Source organism: Paraburkholderia sp. RAU6.4a, from assembly GCF_050435625.1.
Lineage (GTDB): Bacteria > Pseudomonadota > Gammaproteobacteria > Burkholderiales > Burkholderiaceae > Paraburkholderia > Paraburkholderia tuberum.
The window spans coordinates 128,757-142,685 of record NZ_JBNDKQ010000003.1; the positions used below are offsets into that span (position 1 = coordinate 128,757).

The window sequence follows — 13,929 nt, forward strand, 5'->3', positions numbered from 1 at the left end:
CGATATCGTCAGCGCACGCACCCAGTGCGGTGGAAAGATTGATCCGTTTCAATGCAGGCTCCCCGTTGCGTTTTCTGTTTGCTCAACCTGCGTTTCGTGACTGAACGCGAGCACGGCAAGATCGCGCGTCAGCGCTTCGAAAACAGGCGTCCAGTCGCCGTATGTGGATTGGCGGTAAAGGCGCGTGTTTGCGTACCACGGACTATCCGTGCGCTCCGTCATCCAGACCCAATGCGGATTAACGTCGAGCAGGACCCACGTAGGGACGCCCAGGCCGCCCGCCAGATGCGCAATCGACGTGCACACAGTGATGACGAGATCGAGGCCGCTGACGACTGCTGCTGTGTCGTCAAACGATGACAATTCCGCAGCCGGATTTGCGACAGTCAGGCCCGCGCCGCGCAGATGCTGCACGTCCGTTTCCGCGTCCATCTGCAGATTCACGAACGTGACATGGCTCATGCCTGCAAAGGCGCGTGCGTAATTCAGCGGATCAACCGAACGCAGTCCGTTGCGCTGATGGGTTTTGCTGCCGCTCCACACGAGGCCAACACGCAATTTCCGGTCGTTCGGCAGATACTTGCTCCACGTCTGGACCTTCTGCGGATCGGCTTTCAGATACGGTTCGTCGGGCAAATCGTTGAGCGTCACGCCGAGTAGAAAAGGCAGACTGCCCACGGGCAAATGAAAATCGAAATGCGGCAGCGGACGCTGGTCGTGCGGAATGATTGTCAGCACCTCATCACCGAGGCTGCGTGCAAAAAGCATTTGCAGACTGCTGAAACAGCAATAAACCAGCTTGCCGCCTTGCTGTTCCACGAATTCAGCGACAGCCGGGACAAAACGCACAAACTGCAATGCATCGCCGTGCCCCTGCTCGCCCCAAACGAAAATCGTTTTACCCTTCAGCGCTTCGCCGTTCCAACGTGGCGCGGGGATATTCGGCACGACATCACGCAGTTCCGGCGAACCGCTCCAGCGTGCCTCGTGATTTCGCCAGCCGTTTTCGTAGTCGCCGAGCAGCAATTGCAGCATGGCGATAGTCCAGATCAGCGAAGGATTTTCCGGATTGAAGCTCAGCGCCCGCTGCGCGATTTCGAGTGCGCCGGAGAACTGTTGCAACTCGCGCAGCACGTACGAATATGTCTGCAACGCGCTGACGAGATTCGGCGCGAGCGCGCATGCCCGTTCGGCTGCAACCAGGCTGTCATTGAGCTTGCCGGTTTTGAGCAGCACAGACGCAAGATTTGTCCACGCCAAGGCGTGATCCGCGTCTTCAGCAAGTGTCGCTTCGAAAAGCTGACGCGCCTCGTCGTACCGGTTCAATTCGAGATAGGCAGCGCCGAGGTTGTTGCGCAGCATCGGCAATTTCGTGTTCAGGCTGAGGGCCTTCTGGTATGCATCGAGCGCCTGCGCATGGCGTCGCGTCTGCTGATACGCGAGCCCGAGGCGAAACCAGTTCCCGGCATCGGCGCCGAAATGCTCACAAAGAATGATCGCGATATTGATGGCGTCATCGCCCCGCCCCATGCGCGATGAAGAATCGAACCAGTCGATGAGCCACACGTCGCCGCGTGCGCCGGTATTCCACGCGCGCTGAAACCATTCCTGCGCATCGGCATCGTTGCCGAACCTGATCGCCACGCGCGCACGTTCGACAAGCGCATCTACATTGTCCGGTTTGATGCTGAGCGCCTTATCGAGCAGTTGCCGTGCTTGCACGAGCCGCCCACGCAGAATCATCAAGCGGCTGCACGCGATCAACACTATCGGCTCATCCGACTCCATCGCGCGCTGCGCATCGAGCAGTCGTGACGCGCCAATCAGATCGCTGCGCGTGATTTTATTTTCGACATCGCCGAGCCATTTCATTTGTGCGTCCGTCACTTGCTTCCCCGTCACTTGCTTCCCCGTCACTTGTGTCAGCGTCATTTCGATGCGCTCCGGAAAGTCTGTTGCGAACGGATGGCCGATTTCTCCGCAAGCCGACCAATCAGCCCTGCAAAGGTGTCATCGTTCTTTTTGCCCTGCATCGCTTTGCGCATCGGTTCGCGCGCTTCGTCATAAGACGGAACCACCGTAGCGCGTCGATCATTGAGGCGCGCAACGATAAAGCTGTCGCCGACGCGAACAGGCGTGCGCGTGATTTCGCCGGTCTTCAACGTCGCGATAACATGCGCGAGCGGCACCGGCACACCTTGCGTGTGACCTTCTGTGATCGGAGTGTTGAAGCTGACCCATGCCGTTTGCGCAGCACTCGCCTGCGTGCGTGCAGCGACCTGATCAAACGAATCGCCGCTCTGAAGCAGCATCAATGCGAATCGTGCTGTCGGCTCATCGGCAAACACCATCTGGCTTACCTGATACTGATACGGCCCAAGTTCGCTGATGATTTCGTTATAGCGTTGGCGCACCTCGGCATCCGTGACCGGTTCAGCAGACAGATGCCGCGCAACGTACAGCCGATTTTCGGTATCGATTTTCGCTTTCTGCATTGCGGCGCGAACCGGTTCCGTGTTGCCCAAGCCTTCGCGCTCCGCTGCCTGACGCAGCAATTCACGCGCAACGAGCCCTTGCAGAATTTCCGGTCGCATCGTTTCGGGACGGCCTGTCATCGCTTCCTCTAATTCGAGGCGATGCACGGCCACGCCGTTGACCGTCGCCACGGCATCATCAGAAGCTGCGAGCGCCGTCGGCACGTGAAGTCCAGCCGCGACGATTGCCAGAACCATCAAACCCGTCACGCGCAGAGTACGTACGTTTTGCATGTGTGTTTTCCTCATCTGTGTTTTTTTCACGTGTGGTTTTCTGGTTAGGCCGCGACTAGCGCCGCGAGCAATTCGTCGTAACGGACAATAAGCGGTTCGTGCGTGGCAAGGAAAGGTTTGATCGCTGCGCGCTGACGGGCGCGATACGTTTCCCAATTGCCGTTATGGTTTTTGATCGCGTGCACAAGCTGCTGCGTACCTGCATCCAGATCGCTTTCCGGATAGAAGTACCCGACTTCCTTGCACAGATGCGCGTTATGCACGAGCGCATATCCGTTCCAGGCCGCATCGAAATAGAAATAGTTCAGCGCGAGGCCCCATTGATGCGACACGACGATATCCGTGTGCTCAGCCAGAAATTGCGGCGTATCATGACGGCCAACGAAGCTGACCTTGCTGTCGCGCACCAGGTCCAGGTAATGCGCGATGCCGATAAATTCAGGACACGAGCGCGCCAGATGTTCAGCGTTCGTCACGTGCACATAGCCGAGTTTTTCGCCAACCTGCCGATATGCACTTTCTGCAATCAGCAGCGGATTCAGGCAGAACTTCAGCACGTCGATATTCGGTTCCATGATCGATATGCGTGCAGGCCCCTTACCCGGCCTGTATTCGCCTGCGAACGGCATTTCTTTCGTACGCATGTTGAGCCACATCGAGTCCCACACGAAAGGCACAGGGACGACTTTATGACGCCGCAGCACGCCGAGAAAGCCTGCGCTTGTCTCCATCACCTGGGGAATCACCCAAACCTGGTCATAGTTCTGGTTGATGAAGACGTGATCGGTCATACGCCGCCCGAAAATCATCGCCTCCGTCATCTGCACGTATTCAGGCCCGCAGCAGTAGCTAACGATCTTCGTACCACGTGTTTTGAGATAGGCCGTCTGCTCGTTGCTGATCTGGCCGCCCAGCTCGATCAACACATCGAGACTGTCTTTTGCATCCGCGAACGCACGTGTCGGGAAGCGGTTCAAATCCCACGGCAGCGCGGAAGTAACGGCCACGTTCGTTGTGTTGACGAGCGTTACCTCGTGACGCAGCGGCGAATGCCGAAACAGCTTCGCCAGATACAGCGCGTTCTGCTTGATGCCGTTGACCCACAGACTTTCAGCTTCGTGGTGAAGCCCAATCGTGATACCGATTCGTAATTTTCGATTCATACTTCCCTCCTACTTTTTATAAGGTCAAACGGTTCAGGCAGTGACGACCGCCGCGATTGCCGCGCTGTACTGTTCGATATTTGCGGGCGCAAGCGGATCGAGCGTCGCGAGAAATGCCTGTGCATTCGCCCTGTAGTCATCGAGGCTTGCGTCGTGAACGGCGAACGCTTCGCGCAGGGCGAGGGCTCCCCCTTCGCAATCGAAATCCCCGTACCGATAGCCGCAGCCGCCCAACAAATCCGAGTTGTGGATCAGCGGATAACCGCCGTGCAGCGCTTCGTAATAGACGTAGTTCTGTGTGTTCTCCCACGTGTGCGAAACGATGGCGTCCGCTTGCTGCGTGAGAATTTCGTGGACCGGCAAACGCGGCTCGAATGTCGCGCGGCCTTGCGTGACGAGATCGAGGCTGCGAGCAAAACCGACGAACTGCGCATCATTTTTCAGATGCATCGTGTTGAAGAAACGCGCGTAGTCGATCAGGCCCGGTTGCTGCCGATGCGCAAGGTCTGCGAGTAGCATCGGAATATGCGACGTTTTCACCATGCAGATATTCGGTTCGAGCACGGCGAGCCGCCAATTCGACCGACCCGGCTTGTATCCGAACGCACCATTTGCCGCACGCTCAACAAGCGCAGGGCTCCACAGGTGTTGCATCGCCTTCACTGGCGCACGCAGTGCCGTTTCGTAATAGCTCGCGCAGGTTTTTTCGAACGCAGGCAACGTCCAGATTGCGCTGTAGGGCGTGCCTGACACGAGCATTCCATGTGGCAGACCGAACATCATTCGCTCTATGTCGATCACGTAATCATTTGCTACGCGCATGCCGATGACATGACGACCTTTCTCGCAGAAACTGCGCGCCCAATCCGGATTACTCACAGGTCAATAATATAGCGGACAGATTGATGCCTAAAAAATGAGCGAACAAGGCACGGATCGCGGCGAATTTGTGAAAGCTGCTCGTGAATTTTTGAGCCCAACTTTTCACCTTTTCGAAGTGGGCGCCGCGCGACGCCGGTGCGCTTGACGTGACTCCACACCAGTTCATCTGGATTCAGGTCCGGTGCGTAACCGGGCAGGAAATGCAAAGTCAACTTGCCCTGCGTACTGGCGACATAGTCCTTAACGATGGCTTTCTTATGTGCTGGCAATCCGTCAACGATCAGATGAACCGCTCTTTTCCGGTTGAACATCAACTTCCTGAGCAGTTCCACGAACAGCTCACCGCTAAGTGCCCCTTCATAGGTTGCAAACCAAAACGCACCCTTCGAATTAACAGCGGACGCGGCGCTCATGCTTTGCCGTTCGCCGGGCCGCTCGACCACCGGCGTCTCACCGCGCGGCGCCCACGTCCTGCCATGCACCGAGTCAGCACGGAAGCCCGATTCGTCCCAGAAGAAGATGTCTGCCTTCTGCTCACGAGCCTGCCTGGCAATGCTCGGATAGGTGTCTCGCTGCCAACGCTCGATAGCTTCCGGGTCACGCTGATAAGCACGCTGCAACGGCTTTTGCGGCGTCAGGTTCAGACGCGCGAGCATCGCGCCGATCGAAGCCAGACTGAGCGTGACGTCGAATCTCTGTCGTACCAGTTCACGAACCAGGTTGCGCGTCCACAGACCAAAATCAAACCCGTACTGCATTGGATTCTTGCCATTAACCCAGCGCATTACCCGTTGCTCCTGCGTCGCAGTGAGCGTACGTGGGCGACCCGTGCCTTTGGTCGATCGCAGCGCTCGCACACCATGACCACGCCCCCGCGCCTGCGCCCTGATCTTGTACGCCCACGAGCGATGCATCCCAAATGACGCAGCAACATCATTTGGATGCTCGCCTTCAGCCATACGCTGAACTGCAAGAATACGCATCTCTTCGAGCGTGTTGTGAGCCAGGATGCGGCCATCTCGTTTCATGGGCGAATGCTCTCATTAGCTATCGCTCAAGAATAGTCCATTTGTCCGCAAAATTCCTGACTTATGAGTAAGCTGCGCGCTCAGTTCGACAATCAGGTCGAGCTTTTCTCGCGCCGTATCGAGGTCGATCACGGGCACGGGTGCGAATTCGAGAAATTGCGCTGCTGCTGCCGGATCGCCGTCGCCGCCGTTGACCAGGTACGCAGCTTCGACGTTGGGCGAATGCTTGAGCAGCATCGCCAGGAAATAGCAGTTCTGAAAAATGCCGTTTTCCCAAATGGACTGCTGGCCTTGACGCAGATAAATGGTCACGCCGACCTTTAGCTTTTTCATACTGCCACCCCCGCCTTTCTGGCAGTCAGGGCGAGCAGCAGCCGCGCGTACGCTGAAGCGTTGGGCGGTGCATGTGGTGACAGCGACGCGAGGAAGCTGCGCGAACGCTGCAAGTAATATTTGTGGTGCGCGTCGTGTGAGCGGGCCCGAAGAAGCTGTGCCGCGCCGGCTTCGATGTCTGAATCCGGATAGTAATAGCCGTATCTTTCGAGCCACGGCGAATTGTGGATAAGCGGATACCCACCGTACAGCGTATCGAGGTACAAAATGTTCTGGTCGTTCTGCCATTGATGCGCGATCACGGCATCGGCATGCTGACTCATGAAACCAGCGAAATCGTGCCGAGTGTCGAGCCGCACGCGCTCCTGTTTGTGCAAGTCCATTGAACTGAGCAGAAACGAGAACGACGGATGATCCTGCATTTGCACGCTGTTCAAGACGTGCAGGGATTTAACGGCATCAGGATTTGCGCGAAAAGCCGCTTCGGCAATCAACGTCGGAATCACGCAGCATTTGACGACCGAAATATTCGGCTCGAAAATCGCAGTGCGCAGGCTGCGGCGTGGGCATTCGCCAAAGGCAGACCGCCCTTCGTAGCCGAATTTCAATCCCGCTTTTTCGACAGCCGTGATTCGCTGCTCGATAAATGTGCTGTCCCACAGAAACGGCACTTCGACAACCGGACAGCGATGCAGCGTGCGCATCATCGGAATCAACGCACGATCCTTGCCGAGAATCCAGATTTCATCGCAACGTGTGGCGCGCGAGAAATAGCCGTCACGTTTGAAAACGCTTGGTTCGATCAGGCCCACATACGGCTGACCGCAGCATAAAAAGACGACTTTCGAACCGCGCGCCCGAGCGTAGTCGAGCCATTCGACATCGAGGCCCCCGCCCATTTCGAAAATCACATCCGGCAGTTCGGCCAGCTCACGCGGGGCGACGAGCGGCACGCCGTTTGCAAGTGCTTCGGCTTCTGGCGGCAAACACGGCTGATCGCCGCAGTTCAGAAGCACAATATCTGTCACAAAAGGCAACTCCCGCAGCAGTTGCACAAAGTAAAAGATGTTCTGCCCTAACCCGTTTTCCCATATGCTCTGCCCCACGTGCGTGAGCACAGAAATCCCGATCTTCATTTCCCGTTTTCCCTCTTTTTAGTCTGTCGGTCCTTTCGCGCTAAAGCGTGCTCATTTCTTTTTATGCGCGAGCGTCGTTGTTCATTCGAACGCTCGCGCGAACAGCGCTTTTGCGGTAGTACCCGTGCAGCATTTTTCTATTCGAGCGTGATGTCCACCCGCCGATTTTTCGCACGGCCTGCGGCTGTCGCATTGCTCGCGACCGGACTGCTTTCGCCGTAGCCGTGCACGTTGAATTTCTCCGCCCTCAGGCCGTGATCGCGCAGATACTTCTCTACCGACTGCGCACGCCTTTCGGATAGGTCCTGGTTGTGTTCAACGGAGCCAGTCGAATCCGTGTAGCCGTTAATCGTGATCGCCCTGAAAACCGTCCCGTTCGCAGCTTCAATGAGAACATCAAGTTTTTCGCGCGCCTCCGCTTTCAGCGTCGATTTATCCGTGTCGAAATTCGCGTCACTGTCGAGCGTGATGCGTTTCGGTGGAGCAACCGGTGCAACAACAGGCGCAGGAACAGGCGCAGGCTTCGCTACAACGGGTTGCGCAGGCTGCGGCGGCGTCGCGCATTGGAAAGTGAGACTGCGCACGTCACGCGGGTTTTGATCGTCGCCCAAAGGCGCAACCTGCTCGATAGGCTGCATCTGCTTTTTGCCGCAGATTTCTTTCGCCTGTGAAAAACAGGCGTCCTGGCCTTCGAAGAGACCGTGACAATCGACGCGGAATGCCTGCTGACCGTTCGGCAGACCGACCGAATATGCATTCCAATGGGGAGCCTGCGAAGTCGAACAGGCCGCGAGCAACACGGCGGTGAAAGCAACAAGCAGAAGTTTTCTTGACATTTTTTCCTCGGTTTTTGGATCGGCTTTTTTCTGCGCGGGACAGACTTGTGAAATCCATCCCGCGCAGGTTTCAACCCGTTATGCGCAAGCAGCCGTTACCACTGATACGACGCGCCTACGCCGTACGAACTGCCGGCGCTGCTGATGCCCACACCGCCCCGAACCTTCAAGTTGCTCGTAATGCGTGCGGTGAAGCCGATTGCGGTCGCACCGTAGCCCTGATAGCTCGCCCCGCCAATTCCAACCGAAAGCGTCTTGCCTTGATCGACATCCGGAATCATCGTGAGAGCCGTAGCCGCAGCAACGCCGCCGTATGCCTTGCGGGCAACGGAATTGATGCTGTTGTTCAGGCTGTTCTGCACGCCTTGCAGTTGGGACATGTTCACGCCATCAGTCGGGTTGATACCCGGCGCGACGTTCGTCAGGCGACGTTCGTTACCAGCCGAACCGAGGGAAACGGTGTTGTCCTCGTCCGCGACCGAGCCCTTGCCAAGCGCAACCGAATCGCGCCCGCTTGCAACCGAACCCACACCCAACGCGGTCGAGTTATCTCCGGATGCAGTCGAACCGACACCCATAGCGCTCGAATTCACGCCGGTGGCATTCGCGTTGTAGCCGACCGCCGTTGCGGCGGCCCCAGCGGCGTTTGCGTTGTTGCCAAATGCCGAAGAATTCGTGCCCCCGGCAGTGGCGTTCACGCCCACAGCGATGGCATTAAAGCCCGTTGCACCATCGTTGTTGTAATTGCTGCCCTGGATGCCGTTGTCGTTGATGCTCAGGTAGTGCGACGGTTTCAGGGTCGAAATCACCGTGGACAGCGAAGACACATTGCTGTTCGTCGTGGACAGGCCCGTCGAAAGCGAATTGACGCTGCTCGTCACAGTCGAAAGTCCGCTCGAAGTCGAAGTGCTCAACGACGACAAACCGGTACTCGTGGACGTGCTGAGCGACGACACGCCAGTCGAAAGCGAACTCGTTGCCGTAGAGAGCGAACTCGTTGCAGTCGAAGTCGAAGTCGAAAGCGAATCCACATTGCTCGTGACCGTCGAAAGTCCGGTGCTCAAGCTCGAAATACCTGTCGAAGTCGAAGTGGACAGCGACGAAATACCGGTACTCAAACTCGAAATGCCCGTGCTCGTGGAAGTCGAGAGCGAACCGATTGCCGTGCTCGTGGACGTGCTCAACGAATCCACGTTGCTCGTTACAGTCGAAAGACCCGTCGAAAGCGACGACACACCGGTGCTCAAGCTGCTGATGCCGGTCGAAGTCGAAGTGCTCAACGAATCGATTCCACTTGTCACGGTGGACAGACCTGTCGAGAGCGAACTCAGACCGGTTGACAGAGAGCCGATGCCGGTTGACGTGGACGTACTGAGCGAATCGACGCTGCTTGTCACAGTCGAGAGACCCGTCGAAGTCGAAGTTGAAAGCGAATCAACGCTGCTCGTGACAGTCGACAGGCCCGTACTGAGGCTGCTAATCCCTGTCGATGTCGAAGTCGAGAGCGACGACACACCCGTGCTCAAACTCGAAATGCCAGTGCTCAGGCTCGAAACAGCCGTCGAAGTCGAAGTGCTGAGCGACGAAATGCCCGTGCTAAGACTGCTAATTCCGGTCGAAGTCGAAGTAGACAACGACGAAACGCCGGTGCTCAGACTGGATACCGCTGTCGAAGTCGATGTCGAAAGCGAATCAACGCTGCTCGTGACTGTGGACAGGCCGGTACTCAAACTCGATACAGCCGTCGAAGTGGAAGTGCTCAACGACGACACGCCGGTGCTCAAACTGCTGATTCCCGTGGATGTCGAAGTCGAAAGGCTCGAAACGCCCGTGCTCAGCGATGACAGGCCCGTCGAAGTCGAAGTGCTCAATGACGAAACTGCTGTTGAAGTCGAAGTGCTGAGCGAATCGACGTTACTCGTCACGGTCGAAAGACCCGTTGAAAGCGACGACACCCCGGTGCTCAAGCTGCTGATGCCGCTTGACGTGGAAGTGCTCAGGGAATCGACGCTGCTCGTCACAGTTGAAAGACCCGTGCTCAGTGACGAAACGCCGGTGCTGAGCGAAGACAGTCCCGTCGAAGTCGAAGTCGAGAGCGAACCGATTGCCGTGCTCGTGGACGTGCTGAGGGAATCGACGTTGCTGACGACCGTCGAAAGGCCCGTGCTCAACGAACCGAGGCCCGTACTCGTGGACGTGCTCAACGACGAAAGTCCCGTGCTCGTGGATGTCGAGAGCGACGACAAGCCTGTCGAAGTCGAAGTGCTCAACGAATTTACGTCACTGACGACTGTCGAAAGGCCGGTGCTCAAACTGGACAAGCCCGTCGAAGTCGAGGTGGACAGCGACGATACGCCCGTGCTCAAGCTCGATACAGCCGTCGATGTGCTTGTCGAGAGCGAAATAATTCCCGTGCTCGTGGACGTGCTCAGCGAATCAATCGCCTGGTTCGTTTGATAAAGCTGCGAGCCATTGATTGCATCCGTGCTGTTCGCGTTGATTTGACCCGCCGCAACGTTCGTGATTTGACGTTCCGAACCCGGCGCACCAACACTCACTACGCCGACAGGATTTGCACCGGCGAACTGATACGTTGCGCCGCCGATAACGGCGCTCGGAGTCGGATGCGAAACGTCGGTAATCGAGCCTGCGCCAAGTGCAACCGAATTATCGTTTGCAGCATTTGCGCCGTCGCCAATCGCAACGCTGCTTGCGCCCGCTGCTGTGGCGTTCGTACCTGCCGCAATTGCGTTCAGACCTGTCGCGCCATCGTTCGCGTAATTGCCTTGCTGCACGCCGTTATCGTTGACGCTGTAGTAATGCGTCTTCGCAGCTTCGATTGCAGTCGAAGTCGATGTGGACAAAGAACTGATGCCCGTCGATGCAGACGTGCTCAACGACGACACACCGGTACTCAACGAATCGACACTGCTTGTCACAGTGCTGAGCCCCGTCGAAGTCGAACTGCTCAACGAAGAAATGTCGCTGACCGCAGTCGAAAGACCCGTCGATAACGAACTTACGTTTGTCGAAAGCGAACTTGCGACAGTCGAGGCCGAAGTCGAGAGCGACGAAATTCCCGTCGATGCCGACGTGCTCAACGATGACATACCGGTCGAAAGGGAACTTACGCCCGTGCTCAACGAACCGATATTGCTCGTCACAGTGCTGAGGCCCGTCGATGCGCTCGTGCTGAGCGAATCAACGCTGCTCGTGACCGTAGACAGACCGGTCGAAGCAGACGTGCTGAGCGACGACAGGCCGGTACTTGCCGAAGTGGACAGCGAAGCCACATTGCTATCCGTTGTCGAAAGGCCCGTGCTCAAGCTCGAAACGCTTGCCGACGTCGAAGTGCTCAACGAAGTGACGTTGCTCGTGACCGTCGAAAGACCCGTCGATGCCGATGTGCTCAGCGATGAAATGCCCGTGCTCAACGAACCGATGCCGCTCGTTACCGTGGACAAACCGGTACTGGTGGACGTGCTCAACGAATCAACGGCGCTCGCGACGGTGGACACACTTGCGCTGACGCTCGAAATTCCGGTCGATGCCGAGGTCGAGAGCGACGAAATACCCGTGCTCAGCGAACCGATGCTGCTTGTAGCGCCCGAAATTCCGGTGCTCAAACTCGATACCGCCGCCGAAGTCGAAGTCAAAAGCGAACCGACATTGCTCGCCACCGTTGACATACCTGTCGAAGCGGACGTGCTCAACGAAGAAATGCCCGTGCTGAGTGAGCCGATGCCACTCGTCACCGTTGACAGTCCGGTACTCGTGGAAGTCGAAAGCGACGAAATACCCGTGCTCAGCGAAGAAACCGCAGTGCTCGTAGACGTGCTGACCGCATCGATTGCCGAGTTCGTCGCGTACAGTTGCGAACCATTAATTGCGTCCGTGCTGTTTTGCGTGACCTGGCCTGCCGCAACGTTGGTAATCTGACGTTCCTCATTCGGAGCGCCGACGCTAACGACACTCGAAGGATTTTCACCTGCATATTGATACGTTGCACCGCCGACCGTACCGCTTGCAGTCGGATGCGAAACGTCAGTGACGGAACCCGAACCCAAAGCTACATCGCCGGTATTTGTCGCGACAGCGCCCGAACCAACGGCCACAGAGTTTGCGCCCGTCGCATTCGCAGTATTTCCGACTGCAACGCCTGCCGCACCAGTTGCGGTTGCGCCTACGCCTGCCGCGAGCGCATTGATGCCTGTCGCGCCGTCATTTTCGTAATTCGCGCCCTGGACGCCGTTGTCGTTGACGCTGTAATAGTGCGTCTTGCTTGCCGAAATCGCTGTAGACAGCGAACTCGTTGCACTGGACAGGCCGGTCGAAAGCGAACCGATGCCGCTCGTCACGGTAGACAGGCCCGTCGAAGTCGATGCCGACACGGAACCGATGCCGCTCGTGATCGTGGACAGGCCGGTCGAAGCCGAAGTGCTCAAACTCGAAACGCCAGTACTGAGCGACGACACGCCAGTCGAAAGTGAGCTTACGCCTGTGCTCAACGAGGCCACATTGCTCGCGACCGTCGAAAGACCAGTGCTTGTCGAAGCGCTCAACGAAGAAATACCGGTGCTTGCGGAAGTCGAGAGCGAGGACACGCCGGTCGAAAGGGACGACACGCCAGTGCTCAACGAAGAAACACCCGTCGAAAGCGACGACACGCTAGTGCTGAGGCTAGAAATTCCCGTCGAAGCGGAAGTGCTCAGGCTCGATACACCTGTGCTCAACGAAGAAACACCCGTGCTCAGCGACGACAGGCCCGTCGATGCGGACGTAGACAACGATGCGACATTGCTGTCGGTTGTCGAAAGCCCGGTCGAGAGCGAATTGATTCCGCTCGTGACAGTGGACAAGCCGGTCGATGCAGAAGTGCTCAACGACGAAATTCCCGTCGATGCGGACGTGCTAAGCGACGACAAACCGGTCGAGAGTGAGGAAACGCCAGTGCTCAAAGACGATACGCCGGTCGAAAGCGAAGAGACACCCGTGCTCAACGACGAAACGCCCGTGCTGAGGCTCGAAACTGCCGTGCTCGTGCTCGTGGACAGCGACGATACGCCGGTGCTGAGGCTCGAAATGCCGGTCGATGTCGAGGTCGAGAGCGCATCAACAGCGAGATTAGTTGCATTCAGTTGCGAGCCGTTAATCGCGTCTGTGCTGCTCGCGTTCACCTGGCCTGCTGCAACGTTTGTGATCTGGCGCTCCAGGTCCTTCGCGCCGACGCTTACAACGCCCGTGGGGTTCGCGCCTGCGTATTGGTATGTATTGCCACCGACCGTCCCGCTCGAAGTCGCAACGGCATTTTTCGTCAAAGCTCCGTTGCCGAGCGCAATAGAATTTGCAGTCGATGCGGTTGCGCCATTTCCGATAGCAATTGAATTTTGCGTCTTTGCCTGCGCGTTGCCGCCAAACGCTATTGCGCCATCGGTCGAAGCAACCGCGCCGCTGCCGACTGCAACCGAATTGTTTCCGGATGTCGATGCGTTATTTCCGAAGGCTGCATCGCCATCGCCGGATGCTGTCGCGCCATGGCCCAACGCGGTCGAGTCGTTGCCGCTCGAAACCGAATTCTGTCCGATTGCGACGCCACCTGTTCCGTTTGCTTGTGCACTGTTTCCGACTGCAACTGCGCCATCACCAAGCGCGCTCGTGTTGTAGCCGATTGCCGCCGATGCATTTCCTTGTGCTACAGCACCGACACCCGCAGCGATTCCATTTACGCCGGTTGCCCCATCATTGTTGTAATTGCCTCCCTGAACGCCGTTGTCGTTCACGCT

The 13,929-nt window shown here is 57.3% G+C and carries 10 protein-coding genes and 1 pseudogene; 1 reads left to right on the forward strand and 10 read right to left on the reverse strand.

The features are described from left to right. Positions 1-48 precede the first annotated feature (48 nt). From OKW40_RS25065 to OKW40_RS25105, 9 genes are all read right to left on the reverse strand, one after another. Entirely contained in the window at positions 49-1,872 is a 1,824-nt protein-coding gene (locus OKW40_RS25065) for a tetratricopeptide repeat protein (protein ID WP_429492201.1), read from the reverse strand. A 56-nt stretch (positions 1,873-1,928) separates the two neighbouring features. Beyond that, entirely contained in the window at positions 1,929-2,798 is an 870-nt protein-coding gene (locus tag OKW40_RS25070; RefSeq protein ID WP_429492203.1) for a peptidylprolyl isomerase, read from the reverse strand. A gap of 14 nt (positions 2,799-2,812) precedes the next feature. After that, positions 2,813-3,931: a DUF2827 domain-containing protein gene (locus tag OKW40_RS25075; RefSeq protein WP_429492205.1), complete on the reverse strand. Its 1,119-nt coding sequence runs from the start codon at positions 3,929-3,931 to the stop codon at positions 2,813-2,815. Between the two features lie 33 nt (positions 3,932-3,964). Further along, complete coding sequence (locus OKW40_RS25080) at positions 3,965-4,810, reverse strand: DUF2827 family protein (protein ID WP_429492207.1); 846 nt, start codon at positions 4,808-4,810, stop codon at positions 3,965-3,967. After that, positions 4,807-5,841, reverse strand: coding sequence for an IS630 family transposase (locus OKW40_RS25085; protein ID WP_429488503.1), 1,035 nt, complete (start codon positions 5,839-5,841; stop codon positions 4,807-4,809). Before OKW40_RS25085 ends, OKW40_RS25080 begins: the two co-directional genes overlap by 4 nt. 15 nt (positions 5,842-5,856) lie before the next feature. Then, a complete protein-coding gene (locus OKW40_RS25090; RefSeq protein ID WP_429492209.1) occupies positions 5,857-6,174 on the reverse strand; it encodes a DUF2827 family protein in 318 nt (105 codons plus the stop codon). Continuing rightward, entirely contained in the window at positions 6,171-7,310 is a 1,140-nt protein-coding gene (locus OKW40_RS25095) for a DUF2827 family protein (RefSeq protein WP_429492211.1), read from the reverse strand. The genes OKW40_RS25090 and OKW40_RS25095 overlap by 4 nt, the downstream gene beginning before the upstream one ends. A 137-nt stretch (positions 7,311-7,447) precedes the next feature. Continuing rightward, a complete protein-coding gene (locus tag OKW40_RS25100; RefSeq protein ID WP_429492213.1) occupies positions 7,448-8,110 on the reverse strand; it encodes an OmpA family protein in 663 nt (220 codons plus the stop codon). A 131-nt stretch (positions 8,111-8,241) separates the two neighbouring features. Next, positions 8,242-8,973, reverse strand: a complete 732-nt coding sequence (locus tag OKW40_RS25105) for a YadA family autotransporter adhesin (protein WP_429493951.1) — start codon at positions 8,971-8,973, stop codon at positions 8,242-8,244. 79 nt (positions 8,974-9,052) lie between these two features. Here OKW40_RS25105 and OKW40_RS25110 point away from each other — a divergent pair, with 79 nt between their 5' ends. Further along, complete coding sequence (locus tag OKW40_RS25110) at positions 9,053-10,603, forward strand: hypothetical protein (RefSeq protein ID WP_429492215.1); 1,551 nt, start codon at positions 9,053-9,055, stop codon at positions 10,601-10,603. Here the strand turns inward: OKW40_RS25110 and OKW40_RS25115 are convergent. After that, positions 10,603-13,926, reverse strand: a pseudogene (locus OKW40_RS25115) (beta strand repeat-containing protein); the annotation flags it as partial. The gene OKW40_RS25110 and the pseudogene OKW40_RS25115 overlap by 1 nt on opposite strands. Between the last annotated feature and the right edge of the window lie 3 nt (positions 13,927-13,929).